The following is a 24096-nucleotide window of genomic DNA, read 5'->3' as shown; positions in this document are numbered from 1 at the left end:
GCAAGCTTCCCCTGTTTGACAGGGACGGGCGCCGGATGAATGAGCAAACCATCCAGTCATGTCTGGCGCACGGGTGGTGTGAGTCATGGCAGCGAAACCCCATAAAGCCAGACTGGCTGATTTGTAAACTGACGCCCGAGGGCCGGGATGTTGTGTGCAGAAAAATCAGGAACAAGAAACGGTGATGCAGCTTTCTGAACGTGATCATGAGGGCACCCTTGACCCTTTGCACTTGAGTGGTTTTACCGGAGGGGACGAGGATCTTGAGGTGGAGGTCCTGCAGATATTTCAGGCAAATGCGCCTGGCTATCTGGCTGTTCTTGAAAGTGCAGGGCCGGGAAATTGGAAACCTGCTGCACACAAGCTTAAAGGCGCTGCACGAGGCATCGGTGCTTGGTCACTGGCGCGGGAAGCAGAACGGGCGGAACACAATGCTTCCGAAGCTGCGGACGCCGAGGGCAGGGAGGCACGGTTGAGCCAGCTTCGCGAATGCCTGCAACAACTTAACATAGCCATAACCGCTCGAATAAAAGCGATCCGCGACGCTGAAATGATTGACCACGAATAAAAACAAGCGTTACAAAAGTATAGCGGCAGGAGGCATAGGGCGAATTGATGGCTGTATGTGCATCGGGGCGGGAAAATAAGGCGACTATATGACCGATTATGATTTTGACCGGGTCAATGTTTTGTTGGCGGAAGACAGTCCGTTTATCCGCTCTTTGCTTGTCAATTCGCTCAAGGTACTTGGGGTCGGTAACGTTTTTGCCGTAGAGCACGGTGGCGACGCCATTCACTTTTTGCAGCGGGTTAAAACCGAGCCAATGCGGGTCGGTGTACAGCAGATTGATATCATCATTTCCAATTGGGACATGCATCCTATTGACGGGATGATGTTTCTCCGCTGGGTACGCCGGCATAAAGACAGCCCTGACCGCTTTGTGCCTTTTGTGCTGATCACCTCCTATACTGAACCGGAACGGGTACTTCAGGCGCGGGAGATGGGGGTTACCGACATGCTGGCCAAGCCCTTTACAATTAAAAACATCGGCGAGAAGTTGATCTCGATCATCGAACGACCGCGGCAGTTCGTGCACACCAAAGACTTTTTTGGCCCGGACAGGAGGCGCCGCAAACAGGAGTTCGAAGGACCTGAACGGCGGATACTGACTGATAAAAGTGAAGGCGTGGAGATTATCCGTGGATAAAAAGCCAGTCATCGTGCGATTTTATCGGTTTAAAAACCGGCTGAAGGAGAAAACTGCCGGGCTGGCGCCGGGGCAGGTTGGTATTTCTCCGGAAGCCCTTGAAGCGGCTGAAAAGGCGCTTACAAAAATGTCCGAGGATTATCCCGACTGGGTTTCAGGTCTTATTGTGAAGTTGCAGGAGCAGCATGGACGCTGCGTGGATACACCAGAGAAACGCCGTGATTGTTTTGAGGAAATACACCGAATTGCCCACGACATGAAAGGGCAGGGCGGAACCTTCGGTTATCCGCTCATCACGGTTTTCGCTGACTCACTATACGGTTTTACTTACCAGCGGGATGATATAAACGACAATCAGGTCGAGCTAATCAAGTCTCACCTCGATGCCATGCGTGCGGTGATCCGCGGCAGGGTGAGTGGGAATGGTGGGGAAATAGGCGAAAAGCTGACAGAAACCCTGAATAACGCGATCACTAAGTATACTACCTGACAGTTTTGGGGTGTGGGTGCTGCAAACAGTTAAGGGGCCTTTCGGCCCCTTATTTTCTGTGTTAGCCGGAGGGCTACTTGGCTCCGGCTCGCTCCCTCAGGTCCAATGCATGATCCATGATATGGAAGATAACATTCTGTTCCATGGTGCCACGAACAAGGTAGGAGCGTGGGCCGATACCGAACAGGCCGACGTCTTCGCCACCATGGGTTTCTGACCCACGGGGCATAAGGGCCTGTTGCAGGAACGTAGGCTCAAGCACTTCCTCGTGTGTCAGCGTTGGCCTTTCGCCCGGTACAGCTCCCGGACCGTTTTGGTAGCCGAGCGTGGTGTAAGGCTTGCCGTCACCGCCAAGTGCCGGTGTTTCTTTATGTGCTTCAACAACGAGACCAAAGATCGGGTTCCCGCGTTTGGCGTATCCTGCCATCGTGAAGACATGGCTGTGGTCAGCTGTAACCAGAATGAGTGTCTCTTCCAGGTTCACCATCTCAACAGCTTTCCGAACAGCAGCTGAAAGTGCAACGGTGTCATTGAGCGCGTTATACGCGCTGCCTGCATGGTGACCGTGGTCGATGCGGCCGCCCTCAACCATCAGGTAATACCCTTCATCGTTACGGCTTAACATGTTGATGGCAGTTTCGGTCATGACCGCAAGGTCTGGTTGCTCGGCACCATGGCCGGCGGAAAACTGCATGTGGGAGTCGTCAAAAAGACCAAGCAGTTTTGACGTTTTGCTCAGGTCAACTGCTTTGAGCTCGTCTGATGTTTCGACGTAGGCCGCGCTTTTTGTCGACGCAACCCATTCTGCGGTAATGTCGCGGCCATCCTGCCGTTTGCCTTTGCCATTTGGCAGAAAATTGCGACGACCGCCGCCCAGGGCAACCTCAAGGCCGTCGCCCATCATAGGGTCGAGAATCTGTTGTGCGATATCACGGCAACCTGCAGCTTTTGCTTCAGCCGGCACTTCACTATCGTTCTCCCAATTGCGCGAGGGTGAATGGGCAAAAACAGCAGCCGGGGTGGCGTGAGTTAGCCGTGCTGTCGATACAATACCGGTGCTCATGCCCACTTTTTCAGCATAGTAAGCGAGCGGCGTAACCGCAGTTTCCGTGTCAGCCGTGCATTCATGCTGCATCTGCGTGGGCGGTGTGTTGATCACCCCGATGCGGGTTTTGGTGCCAGTATTCAGGGCCGATGCCGTGCCGGCTGAGTCCGCAACCTGTGAGTCAACATTATAGGTTTTTACCAGTGCGGTATGCGGAAACTTCTCGAAGCTCAGGTAGTTCTCCTCGCCACTTTCGCCGCGAAGTTGCCCTTCAAGAATACGACCAGCCGTCAAAGTGGAAATGCCCATGCCGTCACCGACAAACAGGATGACGTTTTTAGCGCGTTTGCGGTTGATTTTGTAGGCCAGACGCTCAGCGATGGCGGCTTCACCATCTTTGGTCCAGCTTTCTGCCGTGCCTATGTCCGTGTCAGGCGTGTCGGCTGCCATGGTGGCGGCGCTCATGGTTGCGGCTAGAATGAAGCCGCGAATGACCCCTCTTGTCATCAGTCTTCCCTTTCGGTGCAGTTTCGGGTTGGTATTGGGCGCCTAACGGCACTAGCTGTAGCAAACATTCCGTCTTTATTAAAAGGTGAATTTGACGGATTGGCGTCAGGTGCGTTTTTTTTATGCGTTCTTTGGGGTGGCACGCAGTTGCCTCGCGCGCGTAATTTGTAAACTTTTGTCTTGAGGGTTTATCGGCAAAACGCATTTTCGCCTCATCTCGTCGATCAGGGGGTGTAATTTGTCCGACTATCCCCCACATAAGAAAACGTCAGCGGCAAAAAGTCGCGGCTAAATAAAAAAATGAACGACAGACGACAAAAGCGAGGAGAGTCTCATGAAAAAAGGTTTTTTCAAATCAGTAGCTATGGTTGCAACACTTGGTGTGGCCTCTTTCATTGCCCCTGCCAGTGCAGGGCAAGATGATGGATTGCGCGCTTGGGCGAAATCGGCAGGTGTATCGGTGGATGACGTAATGGTATATCCGGCCATTGCATTGCGCCGCGGCGAGGAAGGTTTTACGAGCATACGTGTAACCGTCAATCGCGATGGCGATGTGGTTGCAACAGAGAACGTGATGCGTGCCGACAGGGCATCGATCAATGCTGCCGCCAAGCGGTTGCTCAAAAAAGTTGATTTCCCGGCACTTCCGGCAGATTACCGCGCTGAGAAGCTGAGTTTTGCGCTGTCGTTGAATTACGCTATTGCCAATTCGGCATCGGATGAGGTCAAACTCAAGCGTCAGGGCTTGGTATCAAGCCGCGAGATCGCGAGTGCGCGTGGCCCAATGAGCGCCAGTATCCGTATCCTTGAGGCGGATTAACGCCCACCAGCATACAGTGAAGTCAGAGAAGGGAGCCGCTCGTTTGGCTCCCTTTTTATCTAAGCGCCTTAATAGCATCCTCAAGTCCCGCGAGGGTGAGCGGGTACATTCTGTCTTCCATGAGGGTTTTCATAATCTGTATTGAGTGCGAATATTCCCAGTGAGTATCGGGTATAGGATTTAGCCAGACCGCCTTTTGGTAGATATCGGTCATGCGTTTCATCCAAACCTCTCCAGGTTCCTCGTTCCAGTGTTCAACCGAACCGCCTGGATAGCTGATTTCATAGGGGCTCATCGATGCGTCACCTATGAATATGACTTTATAATCATGCGGGAAAGTGTGCAAAACGTCCATGGTACTGGTGGTATCGTTGTGGCGTCGTGCGTTGTCTTTCCAGACTTTTTCATAAAGACAGTTGTGGAAATAGAAGAATTCCAGATGCTTGAATTCGCTGCGGGCGGCTGAAAACAGTTCCTCGCATACCTTGATGTGCGGATCCATCGACCCCCCGACATCAAGGAAAAGCAGTATTTTTACCGCATTATGGCGTTCCGGCACCATTTTGAGGTCAAGAAAGCCGTTATGCGCGGTTGCCTTGATAGTGCCGTCCAGGTCGAGTTCGGTTGCTTCGCCCTGACGAGCAAACTGGCGCAATTTTCTTAGCGCGACCTTTATGTTTCGCGTCCCCAGTTCAATGGTGTCATCGAGGTTTTTGAATTCTCGTTTATCCCATACCTTGATAGCACGGCCGTGGCGCCCTTCTTTTTGCCCGATCCGAACGCCTTCCGGGTTGTAGCCGTAGGCGCCAAAAGGACTTCGCCCCGCCGTGCCGATCCACTTATTTCCACCTTGATGTCGTTCTTTTTGCTCCTCAAGGCGCTTTTTTAGTGTGTCCATTATCTCTTCCCAAGAACCAAGGGCCTCTATCTCCTCCATTTCCTCCTTGCTCAGGTAAAGCTCGGCCATTTTGCGCAACCATTCTTCAGGTATCTCGACGTCTTCCTCGCCGATGAATTCAATTCCCTGAAAAGCTTTGCCGAAAATACGGTCAAATTTGTCGAGGTTTTTTTCGTCCTTCACGAAGGCGGATCGTGAAAGAAAATAGAAATCGTCCACGCTGAAGCTGGCACAGCCAGCCTGCATCGCTTCCATCAGCATTAAATATTCCTTGATGCTGACAGGAACACCACCGTCTTTGAGGTCGTAGAAAAAATTGGTCAGCATTGTATTTTTAACCCGACTGGCGCCTGCTCATAAAGGCAAGGCGTTCAAAGAGATGAACGTCCTGCTCGTTCTTCAGCAGGGCGCCATGCAGTGGCGGAATAAGTTTGCTTGGGTCCTTGGATTTCAGCACATCCAGCGGCAGGTCTTCGGCCATCAGCAGTTTGAGCCAATCCAATAGCTCGCTGGTGGACGGCTTTTTTTTCAGGCCCGGGACTTCGCGCATGTCGAAGAAGATATTAAGGGCTTCGCGCACCAGCAACTGCTGGATATCGGGGTAGTGGACTGCGATGATTTCCTTCATCGTTTCCTTTTCAGGAAACTTGATGAAGTGGAAGAAGCAGCGGCGCAGGAAAGCGTCCGGCAACTCTTTTTCATTATTCGATGTAATGATCACAATGGGGCGGTTCTTCGCCTTGATCGTCTCGCCTGTTTCGTAGACGTGAAATTCCATACGGTCGAGCTCAAGCAGCAGATCGTTCGGGAATTCTATGTCTGCTTTGTCGATCTCATCGATAAGCAGTACCGGAGTCTTGTCACTGGTGAAGGCTTCCCACAGTTTACCACGCTTGATGTAGTTCTTGATATCCTTGACTTTTTCATCGCCTAGCTGGCTGTCACGAAGGCGGGAAACGGCATCATACTCATAGAGCCCTTGCTGTGCCTTGGTCGTTGATTTGATATGCCATTCAATCAACTCCATGCCGAAGGAATCAGCGACCTCTTGCGCCAGAACGGTTTTTCCTGTGCCTGGCTCCCCTTTAATAAGAAGAGGCCGCCGCAGTGTTGCAGCAGCATTGACTGCGACCTTAAGGTCATCTGTGGCGACATAGTTTTTGGTGCCGGCAAATTTCATAATTAAAGTCTCCCAACTTCAGGGCGGGCATATTTATCTTTGGGTTTATGTATGTTGATAGCTAGCGCGACGGACTATATTGTCCAGCGTTAATTTTATCGTCTGGTCAGGATGGAAAACACAAAAAACCCGCCCCACTTCCCAGGAAAGGAAGGCAGATGCAGGTGGTGCAAAACATAGGCGCAGTGTTTGGCGCTGCGCTAGTGAAGCTTTAGCGCCAAACTAGGCTTTATCATCTACGGTCAGCCCTGCTACCTCGCGGTAATAGGACAGGAATTCGAGTATGCTTTCGGGCGGAAACTGTTTGATAACTTCGCCTGATTCATTATCGATATTCAAGTAGACGAAACGGCCGGTTTCGTCGTCACGGTCAATTCTCAACCGGGTATTTGGCAGAGCTTCATCTTCGGGAATAAACTTCTCGAGTGCCTGTGCCGCTTTTTCAAGTGGCGAATTAGCAGGTATTTCCTCTGCATAGCCTGTTTTCTGGTCCGAGATCATGGCGGAGTCCAATCCGCTTTTCTCTGATGAGACAGAGGATGAAAAGCGTTGGGCTCCGGCTGACCCGGAACTACTCTCGCGTGCGGGACGCAGGTCGGAGACCTGGGCACTGCCGCTTGTATTTCCAATCTCAGTCATCGGTCCACTCCGAGTGAAACATTAATGTGTCACTTTTCATCGTCTTAGCTGCTCTCCGAAGAGGGTGGGTGAGCCAGCAGGCTCACCCACAGACCTACTTAACGGAAGAGTCCAAGTACTGTCGAAGGCGCCTGGTTGGCGATCGACAGAGCCTGAAGGCCCAATTGCTGCTTCACTTGCAGAGATTGCAAGGCCGCAGACTCTTTGGCCAGGTCAGCGTCAACGAGGTTACCGATACCGACTTCAATCGAGTCAGACAGCTTGTCAACAAAACCGCGCTGCAGTTCGATCCGTTTTGCACCGGAACCAAGAGCAGACAGGGCATCGTTCACGTTAGCGATCGAGGATTCAATTGCTGTCACAACCGAACCAGCCGCAGTTGCTGTACCGATGGACTGTGTGGATGTCAGCGTAACGCTTGTGCCGCTTACCGACAGATCCTGCGCCGAGATCGAGATCACATTCGAACCGGTGTCGTTCGTGATTGCAACAACCGACGAACCGCCTGCATTCACAACGTTGGTGCCGTTGAATTCAGCGTTTTGCACGATCGAGGTGATCTGCGAACGAAGCTGGGTGAAGTCGTTGTTGAGTGAAGCCCGGCTTGCGGTGTCGAGACCGGAGTCTTTCGCAGCCACAGCCTTTTCTTTCAACTCAACAAGCAAATCAGAAACGGCTTCACCGGCCGCGATAGCAACGTCGATGGTGGACGTCGCGCGGTCAAGTGAGGACTTAACAGCGTTCAGACCAGATACGTCACCGCGCAGTTTTTGCGCAATCGCGAATGTAGCGGCATCATCTTTTGCTGAGGAGACCTTCTCACCGGTATTAATCCGGCTCTGAACAGTCTGGAGAGAGTTACTTGTTTTATTCAAGTTTTGCAGGGCCGCAAAGGCGCCCGCATTGGTGTTTACTGAAAAAGCCATTTTGCTTCTCCTTTTTGGAGTTTTTATAGGGCATTTTGCCCACGGGACCTTTTGTCCCGCATGCCTACATGCAATTAATAGGCCATGTTTCAAAATAGGGCGGTGTTAGGTAACGCATTGATATTTATCATTAAAATTAATCTGGGGGCGAATGGGAATGGGCGAAATGCCCGGCAAAAAATGCCGCATAGGCAAAAAGTGTCTCGATTTGCCTATCGGAGGGGGAAAAAAATACCGACCGAGCCGTAGCTCGATCGGTATAATTTACTGAAACAGACTGGTAACCGCTTGGGGTGCCTGGTTTGCAATTGATAGTGCCTGCAAGCCAAGTTGTTGCTTGACCTGAAGCGATTGCAAGTTGGCAGAAGCTTTTGCCATGTCGGCATCCACCAGATTACCGATACCCACTTCCACGGTATCCTTGAGCTTGTTCACAAATTCTTTTTGCAGTTCCAGACGGTGAGCCCCGGCACCCAGTGAGGAGAGGGACTCGTTGACATTTGCAATTGAAGATTCGATTGCGGTCACGACGGAACCCGCAGCCGTGGCAGAGCCGATGGACTGCAAAGAAGTAAGTGTAACAACCGTGCCGGATAGCGACAGGTCTTGGGCAGCAATGGTAAACGTGCTGGATCCGGTGTCATTGGTGATGGCAATAATATCGTCACCACCTGACTTCACGGCGTTGGTACCGTTGAACTCCGCATTTTCGACAATGGAGGTAATTTGAGAACGCAATTGCGTAAAGTCGTTGTTCAGAGAACTCCGGCTTGCTGTATCAAGGCCGGAATCCTTGGCGGCAACGGCTTTTTCCTTCATCTCGATGAGGAGGTCGGACACGGCTTCACCAGCGGCAATGGCAACGTCAATAGTCGACAAAGCCCGGTCGATAGAGCCGGGAGCTGCGCGAAACCCTGCAACATCCGCTCTGAGCGACTGTGCAATGGCAAAGATCGCAGCATTGTCTTTAGATGAAGCCACCTTGTACCCCGTGTTGATCTCAGTCTGAACTCTCTCCAGACCGCTGGATGTCTTGTTCAGGTTTTGAAGTGCTGACAGCGCAGCGGCGTTTGTGTTTACGGAAAAAGTCATCGTTGTCTCCTTTTGAGATGTCTTAGAGCCTTTCTGCTCTTGCGCTCGTTAGCGCAAAGGCTGTGCCATGTGCATCTATCTGATTTTAAAGGAGTATTTTTCCAGCTGGTGAGGGGTTGCTTATGGGGCAGGAAAGAATGGTCGGCAGCTTTTGCCATCCGGGCGGTATTTGCCGAGGGCGAGGCGGGGATGGCTAATAAAAATGGGGCCCCGAAGGGCCCCAAAAATTGTTCCAATACGGAAACGCTTACCTGAAGAGGGAAAGTACCGTACCTGGTGCCTGGTTGGCGATCGAAAGCGCCTGAAGGCCAAGCTGCTGTTTAACCTGCAAGCTCTGCAAGTTAGCGCTTGTTTTAGCCAGGTCGGCATCAACAAGGTTACCAACGCCGACTTCAATCGAGTCAGACAGCTTGTCAACGAAGTTACGCTGCAGTTCGATCCGTTTTGCGCCGGAACCAAGAGCAGACAGGGCATCGTTCACGTTGGCGATCGAGGATTCAATCGCTGTCACAACCGAACCGGCCGCAGTTGCGGTACCGATGGACTGTGTCGATGTCAGCGTAACGTTCGTGCCGCTTACCGACAGATCCTGCGCCGAGATCGAAATCACGTTCGAGCCGGTGTCGTTGGTGATCGCTACGATTGCGGTACCGCCGGAAGTCACAGCGTTTGTGCCGTTGAATTCAGCGTTTTGCACGATCGAGGTGATCTGCGAACGGAGCTGCGTGAAGTCGTTGTTCAGGGATGCACGGCTAGCAGTGTCAAGACCGGAGTCTTTAGCGGCAACCGCTTTCTCTTTCAGTTCGATGAGAAGGTCGGAAACTGCCTCGCCGGCTGCGATAGCAACGTCGATGGTCGAGGTGGCACGGTCGAGGGAGCCTTTAACCGCGTTCAGGCCTGCTACGTCAGCGCGCAGTTTTTGCGCAATAGCGAAGGTTGCGGCATCGTCTTTCGCAGAGGAAACCTTCAGGCCCGTGTTGATCTGGGTCTGAGTGGTTGACAGAGCTGCGGTGGTTTTGTTGAGGTTTTGCAGGGCAGCGAACGCACCTGCGTTGGTGTTTACAGAAAACGCCATTTTGTATCTCCATTCTGAGAGTCGTTTTGAGCCTTTTGCTCATGAAAGCTTTTTGCTTTCGAAACCCTATCTGCATGGGGCGTGCCAATTGCTAAAAGTTTAGCGATCTATAGCTATATAAATGAAAAATATAAGGTATTTTCCCTGGGTGGCGTGATGGCCAGTGTTGTGGAGCTGGGTAAAAAATGCCGGGTGGGAAGTTTTTTCTCTGCAGTGAGGAAGTTTTTTCCTCATCGGTAGGCAAAAATTACAGGCTGGAGTTAATTGAGCCAGGTGTAATGGGGCTGGCATTTTTTTCGGCAGCCTTGCTCTGCAGTCGGGCCTGATCGGCCAGGCCTTCCATGATGGTGCGGTTGATATTGATAAGATCATCGACCTTCTCAGCGCCGCGCATCACGGCCGAGGAGTGTTTGGAAACCCAGATCGAGAGAGAGATAATGCCAGCACGTAGATTCTGCGGGAGAGAGTTTCCCTCAGTGCCGCAGTCAGACGACAGCACAGACCACATACGCCGATTCCAGTCGAGCGCTTTGACCAGCTCCGCGCCGCTCAAGTTCTTGTCCCGTGCCTCTATAAGGGCATTGGTGACCTGAGCGAACAGCCGGTATTCAACCTGACTGGGGTTCTCGGAAGATTGCTGGGCCTTTTGATACGCTTGGTATGACATACTAATTCCCGGTTAGGTTCCTGAACACTTATCCCCCAAGGCGTTCTTCTTCAAATGCAATAAGCTTTTTACAGGTTATCAGCGCGCGATAGTAGTTTTTATCCATAACGTCCCTACTAATTTTTATGCAGTTTTCGACCGCAGCCGGCGTGCTGATCACATTCATGAATTCTGTCATTCTTACGACAAACTCATCATAATACTTATTTGTGTCGCCCTGATCCATGTACATGAGCATGATCGGGAAATAGATACGCTTTGCGGGCGTATCGACATTTTCTTCCTGCATTATATCTTTTTCTCGCAGGATAGACGCTTTGTTGTGCACGATCAAAGTCGTGCGTCTATCGGCATTTGCAATAACTGCGCCATTTATCACCAGCTTCTCATCCGGCTTCAGCGAAAGCTTGAGCGCCATACAGTCCTCCCTCAAAAGTCAGCTCTTTCCGCCCAGTGCGGCCGACTTTATACCTGAATCCTTTATATATCATAAGGACATCCCGTCGGATAGAACAAGATTAGGGGTTTGGCACCCCCCTTGCAAGCTTGAGTATGTAGGTGCACACTCTCATCAAATTTGAATGCAGCAATCGATATCCAGCCAGGAGGGGCTCGTGGCGACAACAAAGCGTCAGAATAAAAAGAATGAGCCAACTGCTCAGAAGAAGAAACGCAAAACCGAGAATCTCGGGCTGGCGAAAACAGACCTGACGATTGGTGAGATCCGCCGCGCACTTAAAAAAGGTCAGGAACATGCGGAGCGCGCCGAATGGCCGGAGGCCGTCAAGCATTTGCTCAAGGCTTGGGAAGCATTTCCGGAAGATCTCAATATTCTCACAGTGCTTGCACACGCACTCACCCAGCTTGGTGTCAGGGAACATGCGATTTATGTGCTGGAACGCGCGCTTCACTACCATGAGCCCACAGCTGACGTTTGCTCGGTGATCCAGCAACTTGCACTTGAAATGGGTTTTAATGCGATTGCGGAAAAGCTTGGTCACCAGCTAGTGGCGATGGAGCCAACGGTGGCGAAGCACTATATTAACCTGCTGACAGCCCTGAACAGGCAGGACAAATACACAGAGTCGATTGATATGGCGCAACAAGTTCTGCCCTTGTTTCCCGAAAACTCGGACTTGTGGAACGTGCTGGCCTCCGCGGTGCGGTACCGCGACGGGAATGATGCATCGGTTGTCTTTTATGAAGAAGCGCTTCGGCTGGACCCCAAAAACTATAAAGTACTCTCTAATCTTGCGAGCGCGATGCCTGGTACTGACCGGGCCTTCGAATTGACGCATGGCGCCCTTGCGCAGCAGCCGGAAAACCCTGAGCTTCATATTAATATGGCGCTTGAAATGTTCCGTAAGGGGCAGCTCAAGCAGGCGTTCGAACATTACAGCCACCGTCTTAGCTCCCGCCGTGTACAGGCCCAGAACATTACCTATACTCACAAACTGCCCGAATGGGACGGCAGTTCGCTCAAGGGTAAATCTCTGTTTGTAACGGCGGAGCAGGGCATCGGTGATGAGGTCATGTTCGGCAATTACCTGCCGTATCTCTATGAGCAGGCGGAGAAATTATATATCGGCGTGGACCGGCGGCTTGTGTCCCTCATGCAGCGCCGTTTCCCGAACGCGGTTGTCGACGGCTACACGGACCGCATGACTGAGGGTTACCGCTACCGTGTGTTCATGCAAATCCAGAAATCGCTGGAAGATGGCGCGATCGATATCGATTACGCGATCCCGCTTGGCTCCTGCGCGCGCTACGCCTGGCATGTACCAGAAGACGTGAAGGCGCACCCGGACGGCTTCCTTAAGCCGAACCCTGACCGCGCTGCCGAGTTCGGTAAACAGGTTGCCCATCTGAAAGACAAGCCGATTATTGGCCTGGCATGGCGCAGTGGGCTGTCTGGCGGTGTGCGTCGGCACAGGTATTCAACAGTGGATGACCTTGCACCGCTCGCGGCGCTTAAGGACAAGGTGCATTTTGTTAACCTGATGTACACCGACGTTACCGACGACCTCAAAGAGATAAAAGACAAACACGGCATCGATATCTTCCGTTTTGAGGATACCGATCTCAAGCAGGATATTGAAGCGAATGTGGCGATCATGGCGCACTGTGACCTGGTGGTCGCCGCTTGTACCGCACCGGGTATGTTCTCGCTTTCCAGTGGTCGGCCGACTATTCTTTTTGAATCAGACGCTGTCTGGTGGGGGTTTGGAAGCGATGATCATGTGCTTTTTGCCAAGGATGCCGATTTCATCTGTGGTCGTAGCCAGCAGACATTCAAACAATTGATCGAGCGTGTCGCTGCGCGCGTTCAGGAAAAGCTGGGCTTATAGCATGGCATCGCGCACCTTCTTTATATCCGAAGCTTCCAGTAATCACGCACGCAACCTTGACCGCTGCCTGCAGTTTGTCGATGTTTCGGCAGATATCGGCTGTGATGCGGTCAAGTTCCAGCTTTTCCGCATTGATGAGCTGTTTGCCCCTGAGATATTGGCGAAAAGCGAAACCCACCGTGCGCGGTCGCAATGGGAACTGCCGGAAGAATTTCTCGCCCCGATTGCCGCAAGGTGCCGGGACCGTAACATCAAGTTTTCCTGCACACCGTTTTTCCTGGACGCGGTCGAGATTTTGGCCCCACATGTGGATTTCTTTAAAATCGCCTCCTATGAGTTGCCGTGGACTGCGCTGATTGAAGCGTGTGCAAAGACGGGCAAGCCACTGGTGCTGTCGACCGGGATGGCGACACTTGAGGAAGTCATGGCGGCGGCGGATACCTTCAGGCACGCAGGCGGCCGCGAACTCACACTGTTGCACTGTGTGTCGGGCTACCCTGTGGCACCTGAATTTTGTAATCTGGGGGCTATTGAGACAATCCGCGATGCGACAGGTTATCCGGTCGGCTGGTCGGATCATTCGCGTGATCCTGCTGTCGTGGGCAGGGCGATTGACCGTTGGCGCGCCTCAACCATTGAATTTCATCTCGACCTTGATGCAGAGGGTGCCGAATATCAGACTGGGCATTGTTGGTTGCCGGAGGAGATTGCTCCGTTGATCGCCGGTCGCCGCCGTCTTGAGGTTGGTGTGGACGGTACGGGCATCAAGGAACCAACAGAGGCAGAACGTGCGGACAGGCCGTGGCGGGCGGACCCCACTGACGGCCTCAGGCCCACCTTGGCGGTGAGGGAAGAATGGCGGATAAAATAGTCGCTATCGTTGGTGCGCGGCTGAATTCCAGCCGGTTGCCGGGCAAACATTTGTTGCCGCTCGCAGGCAAGCCAATGATTGCGCGGATCATAGACCGTTTGCGTACCGTACCTGAGCTCGACGGTATCATGCTCGCCACCACGGCAGACGATTATAACAAGCCGCTGCGCGACTGGGCCCAGGGCTACGGTGTTGACTGCCTCGCCTATGAGGGAGATGTGAACGACCTTGTTGGTCGGATTGACGCGGCAGCCGAACTCTCAGGCGCGGCGCAGATACTATATATATGCGGGGATTGTCCGCTGATTGAACCAGAGACCCTGAGCCGCATGATCGCGGCCATGGCAGCGACACCGGACGCGGGCCTTGCTAAGCTGCGCCCGCCTGCGGGTGGCGGGGGGTTCATCCATGAAGGTTTTGACCTCTACTCCCTTGCGTTCTGGCGCGCGATGGAAAAGGTGGCGCACGAACCGTTCGAGAGGGAACACGTGGGCGCGGTATACCATCACCTGAGCATGGTTACACCCGCCGCAGTGGCATGGGCAGCGGAGCCTGAGCGTTACGCCACCATTGAACACCGCATATCGGTGGATACACCGTCCGACTATCGTTTCATACGCCGCATTTATGCCGACTGGTACCGGGAAAACCCGGACAACAGCATTGTGAGCCTGGACTGGGTGATGGAGCGGCTTCAGCGGGAACCGGACCTCGCAGCCATCAACCGGCATGTACATCAGAAAAAGGTTGGCGAAAACTCGGCCGCTATCGCCATCATCACGGAAACTGGTCCAAAAGTGGGCATGGGGCACCTTTCCCGCAGCCTTGTGGTTGCGGCGGCGTTGCAGGATTATCTTGGTGCGAAGGCCGAGCTTTTTATTATCGGTGAGCCCATAGAGCGCGAAGAGCTTAAACTTATTCCGCATCACTGGATCTCTGAAAACGCGATAGCTGTGGCGCTGGGGAATAAGGCGTATCAGGCCTGTGTGGTTGATATGCAGATCGTGGCACTACCAGTCACCGCTTTTCTGGAGCAGCGTCCTACCGACATGCCCGCTATCGGTATTGATGTGGCGCAAAAAGACGAAGCGCTGTTTGACCATGTGTGGGTACCGTCCTTTTATAGCTGCCCTGAAAGGCAGGCGCGGTTGCCCGGCAAGCTGTCCTTCGGCTGGGATCATTTTTTGCTGGCACAGGCACAGCCCGGTGACCGGCAATCTGAAAAAAGCCTGCTGGTATTGACCGGGGGCGGCGATGTTGCAGAGCTTGGCAAGATTTGGCCCGCATTGATTGACGACAGTATAGGCACCGATACCACCGTATGCTGGGTTCGCGGTCCCTATGCTGATGCGCCCGATATTAAAGATATAAACGGGCGTTGGCGGGTGCTGGATGCCCCCACCGATTTGGCCGATCGCCTGACATCTTTCAGTACGGCCTTATGTGTGTTTGGCGTTTCGTTCTTTGAATGCCTGCAGGCCAATGTGCCGACGGTTACTTTTGATCCACTTGGCGTCGCCAACCCGGAAGAGTGGGCGACGCTACGAAAGACGCTGCCGGCGTTTGTCGCGGGGGATGCTGAGGAGGCAGTCTCAAAAGCCGCCGAACTTTTGCGTCAGCCTGACGTCGGGGCAGAACCCCAGTCGTTTGCCAGCAAAATGCGGGAAGGGCCGCAGCGGTTCGCGCTTTGTATGGCAAACCTGATGCAGGAAAAGGCGCGAGCATGACACAAGACACGCGCCACGTGGGGCCCCTTCTGGGTAGCAGGGAAGGTCACTCGGTCATTGACTGTGCAACCTGCGGGTATCGTCATTTGATGCCGATGCCGACCGATCAGGAGATCGAGGATTTCTACAAAGAAGAGTTTTATCAGAATGAACGCGCCAATTACCTGAAGGAAGCGGACGAAGATTACCGCTGGAAGCGGGTGGAGATGATTCGGCGTCTGGCAAAAGCTGAAGAATTTATACCACACAGTGAACGCACAGCGCTTGATGTTGGCTGTGGCCCGGGTGATTTTCTGGCGGTGGCAAAAGAGCGTGGCTGGCGCGGCAAGGGTATCGAGCCTTCGGACGTGGCCGCGAGCCATGCCCGCGCGCGTGATCTTGATGTTGATACTGGATTTTTCTCGGCTGATACCGCCGCCATCCTTGGTCAGTATGACCTTGTGCATATGGGGGAGGTGCTGGAGCATGTGGCACATCCGCGCGATGTGCTCTCGCTGGCGTATGGATGCCTGAAGCCCGGTGGCATCCTGTGCGTATCAACACCCAATGATTTTAACGGCTTCCAAACGGTGGTGGCGGGTGCGTTTGAGCGACCCAAGTGGTGGATCCTACCTCACCACCACCTGAATTATTTTTCCTGCACCAGTCTTGAAACTCTGTTCCGGGAAGAAGGTTTTGAGCCGGTTTGCCGCACGACAAATTTTCCGATGGAGCTGTTCCTGCTGATGGGGCAAAACTATGTGGGCAACCCCGCGCTTGGGCGCGAGATGCATGGGTTGCGCAAAAATCTGGATATCACGCTTTTTGAACAGGCACCCGAGCTTCTTGAAACCTTCTATGAATGCCTCGCAAACGCCGACCTTGGGCGGCTTGCCATCGTTTTTGCGCGCAAACCGCTATAGTTGGCGTGGCATTTGCTTTTGTTTTTCAATAAGCTGAGAGAAACGGAAGGGCGCACAGGTGCCGGATAAAAGCCAACCACTATTCATTGTCGGATGCGGACGTTCGGGCACGCAGGCGCTTGGGCGGCTTTTTGACTCCTATGACACCGTTACAATGCATCATGAGTATATGATCCATCATGTGCAGCCGCTGGGTGTGGAATATTGGCACGGACGCATCAGCCGGGATGACGTTATCACCGCACTTCAGGCGCTTCATGGGGCAGCGATCGACTTTACAGAGACACCGGTGTGGGGGGATTGCTCCAACAAGCTGTCGTGGTTTGTCGATATACTTGCCGATATTTTCCCGGACGCACGCTTTATTCATCTGGTGCGGGATGGTCGCAAAGCCGTCTCCTCGCTATACCACAAGCTGGGGCACGAATGCCTCGATGACCGGTCAGTCAACTGCCTGCGGGCATACCTTGAGAAAGGCGGCCCCAAACCGCCGCCTGAGAAAAAATATTGGTGGCCATTTGCTCGGGCAGGCGAGGAATTTTATCAGGATTATCAATTGTTTGACCATTTTTGCCGTATTGCTTATCATTGGGCGCAGATCAACTGTGAAGTCAGGCAAAAGCTGGCCAAGGTCGATGCTTCCCGGCATATAAGGGTTCGGCTGGAAGATATCACTACAAGTCGGGATCATCTGGCTGATATGCTGTCATTTGCCGGTTTGCCGCTTGGCGATACACAGGCCGAGTTGATGGTCAGGCCGCATAACGTGATAAAGCCGGTAAACTTCATGCTGGAAGATGACCAGCTTGACCAGTTCTGGAAGCTGGCGGGCGATGAGATGAAGGCGATGGGCTATCACGAGCAAGACGAATATGTGCTGGACTATAATCCAACAACGGGGAAGGCCTGAATGAGCAACGGACCAAATACCGAACTTTGCGACCTTTGCGGCAGTGCCGACCTTGATATGACCTATGACGTGCCGGGCACGGCGCGCGGCCTGAAGGCTTATGTGTGCGCTTGCTGCGGTCTGGTGCAAAGTTTGCCGCGTATCGACCATGTTGCCCGCCGCTCTGCTTTCCCTGACAGTGGCGCAGGCTTCGGCAATATCCGCTACGGCAAGGGCTTCCGCACACAGTTTGCGCTGGATACCATAGCCAAGCATCGTCCGCTCGCCAAATTCAGGCATTGCCTTGATGTCGGCGCGAACCGGGGCAGCTTTATTCTGGCGCTGCAGCAATTGGTGCCGGATATAAAAATTGACGCGGTGGAGCCGGACGAACGCGTACTGGGCGACTATGAGGGCTGTGAAAATATCAATGTCATCAACAAACGCATCGAGGCAGTCGAACTGCCAGATCGTCGTTATGACCTCGTCTATCATTGCCACACGCTTGAGCATGAGGCACATCCACTGACATCACTGCAGGCGGTGCGTAAATCCATGGCACCTGATGGTATCTTGTTTCTTGAGGTGCCGAATATCGCCTTTCTAAGCGGTAGTGATCTGGTGGAAGAATGGTTTATAGACAAACATCTCTATCACTATAGCGCGGCAACCTTGTGCGCGACGATGGAAGCAGCAGGCTTTGAAATATTGCAGGCGCCAAACCCCGACGACGTGACCAACCTGACGGTTATTGCCACGCCGGGGGAGGTCAAGCAGGCTGGCGCAATTGCGGGCGAAGCCGTCGAGAAGAAAGCGCTGTTGGCGGCATATGCCAAAAACCTGCAGGAAAACCAGCAAAAGCTGAAAACGGGCGCCCAGAACCTGATGACATTTGCTGGACGCCGCCGGGTGGTCATCTGGGGTGCCGGGCGTATTTTTACCAGCCTTGTTGACATTGGCGGGTTTGATGCCACGCACCTCGCGGGTGTTGTGGACAAGAATATCCACAAATATGTGTCCGAGATGTTTGGTGTCGCCATCAAGGCCCCGGACGCCATTACCGAGATGAAGCCGGACGTGGTGCTTGTTGCCTCCCGGCTTTATCTTGATGAAATCAAGGCGGAGCTCGACGCGCTGTTGCCGGGCACCGATGTATTGACCTTAGACGACGTGCTGAAGGGTAGAGTAGGGGAAGACCATGAGAAATGACCTGAACGAGATGGCGCGGCTGATCCGCGCAACGTGTTTGCGGGCAATCCATGCCGCGCGCTCGGGTCACCCGGGCGGCAGCTTGTCGATCGCCGATATGCTGGCAGTGTTGTATTTTGACGTGATGAACGTGGACCCCGCAAAGCCCGATGATGTGGGACGGGACCGGCTGGTATTGTCAAAGGGTCATGCGTGCCCCGCGCTTTATGCCGCGCTTGCCCACCGGGGCTATTTCCCGGTTGCGGAGGCGGAAACACTGCGCCGCATCGACAGCATTATGGAAGGCCATCCGGACTTTCGCATCCCCGGCGTGGATGCGCCGTCAGGCTCGCTTGGCATGGGCCTAAGCCAGGGGCTAGGCATGGCCATGGGGGCGAAATATCAAGGCTTGCCGTTCCGCACCCATGTGATAGTGGGCGACGGCGACATGCAGGAGGGCAATACATGGGAAGCCATTATGTCGGCGGGTTTCAAGGGGCTTGATAATCTTGTGGTTATTTATGACGGCAACAAACTTCAGGGCGACGCGCCGGTGGAAACTCAGCTTAGCCTGGGGGATGTGGCCGCGAAGGTTTCCGCCTTCGGCTGGCACACGATTTCAATTGACGGTCACGATACGGCAGCAATTCGCGCAGCGCTTGAGGAAGCCAAAACAGTCACCGGCAAACCGACCTTCATTGTGGCCGATGCCGTCAAGGGCAAAGGGGTCTCTTTCATGGAAGGGGTACTTTACTGGCACGGCAGCGTGACAATGAAAGACGAAGAGCTGAACGATGCACTCAAAGAGTTGGAGGCTGCATGATGACCGAGCTGAGCTATTGGAATAAGGGCGAGCAAGTGTCGGTGCGGGAGGCCTTTGGTCGCATCCTCGTGCACGAAGCTGGCAAGCGTGATGACTGGGTGTTGCTGGACGCTGATGTTGCGGGTGGCACAGGCGCCAAGCCGCTTGTGGGCGCGCACCCGAACCGGGTGATGCAGTTTGGCATTGCTGAACAGAATATGATGGCTGCTGCGGCGGGTGTGGCCGATACCGGGCTTATCCCGGTGGTGTCGACATTCGCAGCCTTTGGCTGCATGCGGGCGCATGAACAGTTCCGTACCGCTGTGGCCTATGCCGGGCGCAATGTGAAGCTTTGCTGCTCGCACCACGGGCTTGATGTCGGGCCTGACGGCGCGACCGCTCAGATGCTGGAAGATTTTGCCACCATGCGGGCTATCCCCGACGTGACGGTGATCAGCCCTGCAGACGCCAATGAGTTTATGAAGGCCTTCACCGCTGTGCTGGACCATGAAGGCCCGGTTTATATGCGGATCGGTCGCAGTGCGACCACGGTGGTGTATGACGGCGACCATGATTTCAAAATCGGCAAGGCGCACCGCCTGCGGGACGGCAAAGACGTCACCATTGTCGCCACTGGTGTGATGGTGGCACGCGCACTGGTCGCGGCCGAAACCTTGAAAAGTGAGGGCGTGAGTGTCCGGGTGGTGAATCTGGCGACCATCAAACCGATTGATGTGGACGAACTGGTGGCTGCCTCGCTGGAAACTGGCGGCATTGTCACGGCAGAAGACCATAACATCATGGCGGGCATGGGCAGTGCGGTGGCTGAATGCTTGGCGGAACATGCGCCAGCACGCATGAAGTTTGTCGGGGTGAAAGACCGTTTTGGCAAGTCTGGCGAGCATGATGAGCTGCCAGCCATGTTTGAAACCGATGCGGCGGCGATTACAAAAGCCTGCCGCAGTCTATTGAAATAAGGGGCTTTTCATGGAACTGGAAGGTAAAGCCGCGCTGATTACTGGAGGTAGCCGGGGTATCGGCAAAGCCATCGTGGGCGCATTTGCGCGCGAAGGTGCCCATGTCTATTTCTCCTATGCCTCAAACGAAGCAGCAGCCAAGGCGACATGCGACGAATTTGACCTGCCACACAGCCGCGCTTTCCGCGCAGATGTGCGCGACCGCAAGGCGCTTGGCGAGCTTTTCGCGAAAATCGAGGATGACGCCGGGCAGTTGGACGTGCTGGTGAACAACGCAGGCATCAACAAGCCGGAAGATTTTGACAAGATCACCGACGAAGACTGGGATGAAATCCTGGGCGTCAACCTCAAGGGCCCCTTTGTGGTGACGCAGGAGGCGCTGGGGCTTCTACGTAAATCCGGGGCGGCGAGTGTTATCCATATCGGTTCCGTCTCAGGGCAATATGGCGGCCCGCGCACCGCGCATTATGCCGCCAGCAAGGCTGGGCTTATCTCGCTCGCGCAGGTCATTGCGCGTTTTCTGGCCACTGACGGCATCCGCAGCAATACGTTGGCTGCCGGGCTTGTGGCGTCCGAGATGGCGACCAACGCGCTGAACAACCCGGCGGTGCTTGCCGCAGCGGAACAGGTCTTGCTGAAGCGTTTTGCCACCCCTGAAGAGGTGGCGGAAACTGCTGTATTCCTCGCCAGTGATCGCTCGAGCTATGTCACCGGACAGACCATCAATGTTAATGGCGGTCTGTACTTCTGATGAAGCGGCTTCTGGTTCTTGGTGGCAGCAGGCAGGCCGAAGCAGGGCTCGCGCGGCTCAGCGAAATGGGCCTTGAGCTTGTGGTCTGCGACATTGACCCAAACGCGCCGGGCTTTGCCTATGCTGCCCACCGCATCCTTGCCAGTGTCTATCACGCGCAGGATTGCATCCCCGCCGTGCTGGCCTTTCATGCACACACAGCCGTTGACGGGGTGATGTGTCTCGCGTGCGACGTGCCGCATATTGTGGCACGGATAGCAAAAGCCCTTGACCTGCCGGGCATTGATGTAAAAAGCGCAGACCTGACGGTCGACAAGTTGGCGATGAAGGATCGTTTCCGTGCACACGGCGTCGCGGTGCCGCCCTACCGTGCCATTAGTGGCTTGGCTGAGCTTGAGGCGGCAAAAACCGAGTGGGGTGATGTGGTGGTCAAGCCGGTGGACAGCCGCGGCTCAAAGGGGGTCAGCCTGATGCGTGCCGCGGACAAGCTCGCCTGGGCCTATGACTATGCGCTTGAAAATTCACCGTCAGGACGGGTGATGGCGGAAAAATACCTTTCCGGCCCGCAGGTTAGCACGGAAAGCATTGTGATCGGCAGCACGGCGATCACGCCCGCCATGTCTGACCGCAGCTATGAATATCTTGACCGGTTTGCACCGTTTATTGTTGAAAACGGCGGCGATATGCCGTGTGAGCTTGCGGCCAATATGAAGGAAAAGATCGCAGGGCTGGTGGGCGCGGGCGCCAAGGCGCTCGGCATCGACAGCGGCATCGTCAAGGGCGATATCGTGGTGCATGAGGGCGTGCCCTATATCATTGAACTGGCGGCGCGGCTGTCGGGTGGGTATTTCTGCACCCATCAGATACCGCTTTCGACCGGGGTCGATCTTGTGGCCGGGGCGGCGCGTACGGCGCTGGGCGAAACACTACAGCCCGCCGGCTGGAACGCCAAGTTTGAACGGCATGTCAGTACCCGCTGGCTTATCCCTGAAAGCGGCAGGATCACTGGCTTTGCGCGGCCAGAGGCGGTGCTGTCGTCCCCCGGTGTGCTGGCGTTTGAACACTGGGCCGAAGTTGGCGCGCGCATCGGCGGCGCGATGAATGCGGCGGCGTCGGTGGCCATGGTGCAAGCCACGGGCGACAGCCGCGCGCAGGCGGTTCGCAATGCTGAAACAGCACTTGACGCTTTTGCCTTAACCGTAGAGGCTGGGTGAAACAACAGGGGCGCTTTTGTCGGGCACGCTTTCATATACCGCGTTTCACCTTAATCTGGCTTTTTCCTCGGTCGAGGAAGCCGATCACGCGCTTATTGTTGAGCGTTGCTACTGGCCTTTGCTGCGCTTGGCGCAGGCGGGTTATCCCATTGGAATTGAAGCAACTTCCTACACCCTGCAGGCGACCGAACGCTGTGATCCAAGCTGGATTTCCACGCTTCGGGAGCTGATCACAGACGGCAAGGTGGAGCTGATCGCAAGCGGGCTGGTACAGATGATCGCCCCCCTTGTGCCGCCCGAGATGACAGAGTGGAACCTGAAGCTGGGGCTGGAGGATTACGAGCGCATGCTGGGCGTCAGGCCCACCGTGGCGCTGATCAATGAACAGGCCTATTCGCCGGGCATTTTGCCGCTTTACAAGGCTGCTGGCTTCAAGGCCATCATGATGGACTGGGCCGAACCCGCCAGCCACCACCCGGAGTGGGGGCGTAAAAAATACCATGTACCTCAAAGGCTTATCGGGTCTGGTGACTGCGTCCTGCCCGTCATCTGGTCGGATGCCATTTCGTTCCAGAAGTTCCAACGTTATGCCCACGGCGAAATTGACGCCGAGGAATATTTTGAGTTCCTGAGCCTGCAAATCGAGAATGGCGTTAAGGCGCTGCCGGTCTATACCAGCGACGCCGAGGTGTTCGACTATCGCCCCGGCCGGTTCACAAGCGAGGCCGCAGCGGCAGGCGCAGGCGTGGAGGCGGAGCGTATCCGCCTTTTATTTCAGGCCCTTACATCAAGCGGTGCGGTCAAGCTTGCGCTGCCGAGCGCGGCACTTGCCCTGCTGGATGAGGCCGAGGAACCCATCAGGCTGGAGAGCGCGGCCGCGCCGGTGCCGGTTAAAAAACAGCGCAAATATAACGTGCTGCGCTGGGCGGTGACGGGGCGCGACGACCTTGGGCTGAACACCTATTGCTGGCGCCAGTTCACCATTTTACAATTATCAGGCGATAAAAACGCGGATAAGTGGCGAAATCTGTGCAGCATCTGGGCAAGCGATTTTCGCACCCATATTACAGAAAAGCGTTGGAAATCATTGGCTTATAGCCTTGATCCTGCCTGCACACCTGTGCAACATTTGGGCAATGTTTCAGCCTCGCTACCGCACAGCATCAGCCACACACGCGACAACCGCTTTTTAAGCCTTGAGACTGACACCAGCCATCTGGTGCTGAACCTTTATCGCGGCATGGCGATCCACAGTTTTGGCTTTGGCCGGGCTCAACCATACGTGGCGGGCGCACCGGCCCCCAACGGCCTCATCGGCACCATGGCGCATGGCTTTTATGAGGACATCGCTTATGGCGCGGATTTTTACTCCGGCCATCTGGTGGCCGAACCGCTGAACGCCCACAAGGTGACAGACTTGCAACGCTGCGACCCCACCGTGGCGTGGGACGAAGCCGCGGGTGCCGTGGTGATTTGTGCCGGGGTGGGCACCAGCATGGGCCAGGTGCAAAAGGAACTGCGTTTCTGGCCCCACAAGGCCCGGCTTGAGGTTACCTATAAGGGCCTGTCGGAAAAGCCGATGCCGGGGCCGAAGCGGCTGGCGCATGTCACCCTGAACCCGCGCGCGTTTGACCGCAAAAAACTGTATTTTGAAAGCCATAACGGCGGCCACGAGGCAGAGCGTCACAGCCTGTGGAAGCACGGCCCTGTGCCGGTGGACCACGGCAAACCGGTATCGCGGCTGGTGTCGGCCACCACCGGGCTTGGCATGACCGGCGGCACCCTGGAGATTGGCGACGACAAACACGCCGTCCGGCTGACGATGAAACGCACCGACGCCGCCGGCGCGGGCCTTATCCAGTGTGAAGCGGTGGGCGACA

Annotated in this window: 24 protein-coding genes; 15 read left to right on the top strand and 9 right to left on the bottom strand. The window is 54.7% G+C overall.

The window, feature by feature from the left end; translation table 11 throughout:
• Nucleotides 1-184: 184 nt before the first annotated feature.
• The 3 genes from ACN0VM_RS07290 to ACN0VM_RS07280 all read left to right on the top strand — a co-directional run bounded on the left by ACN0VM_RS07290 (nucleotide 185) and on the right by ACN0VM_RS07280 (nucleotide 1698).
• Nucleotides 185-568 (top strand): Hpt domain-containing protein, encoded by a 384-nt coding sequence (locus ACN0VM_RS07290; RefSeq protein ID WP_417450205.1) that lies wholly within the window; start codon nucleotides 185-187, stop codon nucleotides 566-568.
• An 88-nt stretch (nucleotides 569-656) separates the two neighbouring features.
• Nucleotides 657-1208, top strand: a complete 552-nt coding sequence (locus tag ACN0VM_RS07285; RefSeq protein ID WP_417450204.1) for a response regulator — start codon at nucleotides 657-659, stop codon at nucleotides 1206-1208.
• A complete protein-coding gene (locus ACN0VM_RS07280; protein WP_417450203.1) occupies nucleotides 1201-1698 on the top strand; it encodes a hypothetical protein in 498 nt (165 codons plus the stop codon). Before ACN0VM_RS07285 ends, ACN0VM_RS07280 begins: the two co-directional genes overlap by 8 nt.
• A gap of 73 nt (nucleotides 1699-1771) precedes the next feature.
• Here the strand turns inward: ACN0VM_RS07280 and ACN0VM_RS07275 are convergent, their stop codons facing one another.
• Nucleotides 1772-3250, bottom strand: a complete 1479-nt coding sequence (locus tag ACN0VM_RS07275) for an alkaline phosphatase (protein ID WP_417450202.1) — start codon at nucleotides 3248-3250, stop codon at nucleotides 1772-1774.
• 334 nt (nucleotides 3251-3584) lie between these two features.
• Between ACN0VM_RS07275 and ACN0VM_RS07270 the strand changes: the two genes are divergently transcribed.
• Nucleotides 3585-4070, top strand: coding sequence for an energy transducer TonB (locus tag ACN0VM_RS07270; protein WP_417450201.1), 486 nt, complete (start codon nucleotides 3585-3587; stop codon nucleotides 4068-4070).
• Nucleotides 4071-4125: 55 nt separating this feature from the next.
• Here ACN0VM_RS07270 and ACN0VM_RS07265 read toward each other — a convergent pair whose 3' ends face one another.
• From ACN0VM_RS07265 to flbT, 8 genes are all read right to left on the bottom strand, one after another.
• Entirely contained in the window at nucleotides 4126-5295 is a 1170-nt protein-coding gene (locus ACN0VM_RS07265) for a vWA domain-containing protein (protein WP_417450200.1), read from the bottom strand.
• A 7-nt stretch (nucleotides 5296-5302) separates the two neighbouring features.
• The gene (locus tag ACN0VM_RS07260; protein ID WP_417450199.1) at nucleotides 5303-6148 is read right to left on the bottom strand and encodes an AAA family ATPase; all 846 of its coding nucleotides are present in this window, start codon (nucleotides 6146-6148) and stop codon (nucleotides 5303-5305) included.
• A 222-nt stretch (nucleotides 6149-6370) separates the two neighbouring features.
• The gene (locus ACN0VM_RS07255; RefSeq protein ID WP_417450198.1) at nucleotides 6371-6787 is read right to left on the bottom strand and encodes a flagellar protein FlaG; all 417 of its coding nucleotides are present in this window, start codon (nucleotides 6785-6787) and stop codon (nucleotides 6371-6373) included.
• A gap of 98 nt (nucleotides 6788-6885) precedes the next feature.
• Nucleotides 6886-7713: a flagellin gene (locus ACN0VM_RS07250; protein ID WP_417450197.1), complete on the bottom strand. Its 828-nt coding sequence runs from the start codon at nucleotides 7711-7713 to the stop codon at nucleotides 6886-6888.
• Nucleotides 7714-7977: 264 nt separating this feature from the next.
• Nucleotides 7978-8805: a flagellin gene (locus ACN0VM_RS07245; RefSeq protein ID WP_417450196.1), complete on the bottom strand. Its 828-nt coding sequence runs from the start codon at nucleotides 8803-8805 to the stop codon at nucleotides 7978-7980.
• A gap of 247 nt (nucleotides 8806-9052) precedes the next feature.
• Nucleotides 9053-9880 (bottom strand): flagellin, encoded by an 828-nt coding sequence (locus tag ACN0VM_RS07240; RefSeq protein WP_417450195.1) that lies wholly within the window; start codon nucleotides 9878-9880, stop codon nucleotides 9053-9055.
• 247 nt (nucleotides 9881-10127) lie between these two features.
• Nucleotides 10128-10547 carry a flagellar biosynthesis regulator FlaF gene (gene flaF, locus ACN0VM_RS07235; RefSeq protein ID WP_417450194.1) on the bottom strand — a complete coding sequence of 140 codons (420 nt, stop codon included), beginning with the start codon at nucleotides 10545-10547 and terminating at the stop codon, nucleotides 10128-10130.
• 28 nt (nucleotides 10548-10575) lie between these two features.
• On the bottom strand, nucleotides 10576-10965 hold the full coding sequence (flbT, locus tag ACN0VM_RS07230; RefSeq protein WP_417450193.1) for a flagellar biosynthesis repressor FlbT: 390 nt from the start codon (nucleotides 10963-10965) through the stop codon (nucleotides 10576-10578).
• Between the two features lie 196 nt (nucleotides 10966-11161).
• On the opposite strand from flbT, the gene ACN0VM_RS07225 reads away from it, so the two are divergent.
• From ACN0VM_RS07225 to ACN0VM_RS07175, 11 genes are all read left to right on the top strand, one after another.
• Nucleotides 11162-12895, top strand: a complete 1734-nt coding sequence (locus ACN0VM_RS07225) for a tetratricopeptide repeat protein (RefSeq protein WP_417450192.1) — start codon at nucleotides 11162-11164, stop codon at nucleotides 12893-12895.
• Nucleotide 12896: 1 nt separating this feature from the next.
• Nucleotides 12897-13766, top strand: coding sequence for an N-acetylneuraminate synthase family protein (locus ACN0VM_RS07220; RefSeq protein WP_417450191.1), 870 nt, complete (start codon nucleotides 12897-12899; stop codon nucleotides 13764-13766).
• A complete protein-coding gene (locus ACN0VM_RS07215) occupies nucleotides 13751-15493 on the top strand; it encodes a cytidylyltransferase domain-containing protein (RefSeq protein WP_417450190.1) in 1743 nt (580 codons plus the stop codon). The genes ACN0VM_RS07220 and ACN0VM_RS07215 overlap by 16 nt, the downstream gene beginning before the upstream one ends.
• Nucleotides 15490-16395: a class I SAM-dependent methyltransferase gene (locus tag ACN0VM_RS07210; RefSeq protein ID WP_417450189.1), complete on the top strand. Its 906-nt coding sequence runs from the start codon at nucleotides 15490-15492 to the stop codon at nucleotides 16393-16395. Before ACN0VM_RS07215 ends, ACN0VM_RS07210 begins: the two co-directional genes overlap by 4 nt.
• 58 nt (nucleotides 16396-16453) lie before the next feature.
• Complete coding sequence (locus ACN0VM_RS07205) at nucleotides 16454-17305, top strand: sulfotransferase family protein (RefSeq protein WP_417450188.1); 852 nt, start codon at nucleotides 16454-16456, stop codon at nucleotides 17303-17305.
• Nucleotides 17306-18493 (top strand): class I SAM-dependent methyltransferase, encoded by a 1188-nt coding sequence (locus tag ACN0VM_RS07200; protein WP_417450187.1) that lies wholly within the window; start codon nucleotides 17306-17308, stop codon nucleotides 18491-18493. It abuts the gene before it with no gap.
• Nucleotides 18483-19295, top strand: coding sequence for a transketolase (locus ACN0VM_RS07195; RefSeq protein ID WP_417450186.1), 813 nt, complete (start codon nucleotides 18483-18485; stop codon nucleotides 19293-19295). Before ACN0VM_RS07200 ends, ACN0VM_RS07195 begins: the two co-directional genes overlap by 11 nt.
• Nucleotides 19292-20251, top strand: coding sequence for a transketolase family protein (locus ACN0VM_RS07190; RefSeq protein ID WP_417450185.1), 960 nt, complete (start codon nucleotides 19292-19294; stop codon nucleotides 20249-20251). Before ACN0VM_RS07195 ends, ACN0VM_RS07190 begins: the two co-directional genes overlap by 4 nt.
• Nucleotides 20252-20261: 10 nt before the next feature.
• The gene (locus ACN0VM_RS07185) at nucleotides 20262-21002 is read left to right on the top strand and encodes an SDR family NAD(P)-dependent oxidoreductase (protein ID WP_417450184.1); all 741 of its coding nucleotides are present in this window, start codon (nucleotides 20262-20264) and stop codon (nucleotides 21000-21002) included.
• The gene (locus ACN0VM_RS07180; protein WP_417450183.1) at nucleotides 21002-22216 is read left to right on the top strand and encodes an ATP-grasp domain-containing protein; all 1215 of its coding nucleotides are present in this window, start codon (nucleotides 21002-21004) and stop codon (nucleotides 22214-22216) included. Before ACN0VM_RS07185 ends, ACN0VM_RS07180 begins: the two co-directional genes overlap by 1 nt.
• A 16-nt stretch (nucleotides 22217-22232) precedes the next feature.
• Nucleotides 22233-24096 (top strand): glycoside hydrolase family 57 (locus tag ACN0VM_RS07175; RefSeq protein ID WP_417450182.1); only part of this gene is annotated, 1864 nt, incomplete at its 3' end.

The organism is Kordiimonas sp. (genome assembly GCF_048260245.1).
Classification (GTDB): Bacteria; Pseudomonadota; Alphaproteobacteria; order Sphingomonadales; family Kordiimonadaceae; genus Kordiimonas.
Note: the sequence above shows the minus strand (reverse complement) of the source record. Positions and strands in the feature narration are given on the sequence as shown.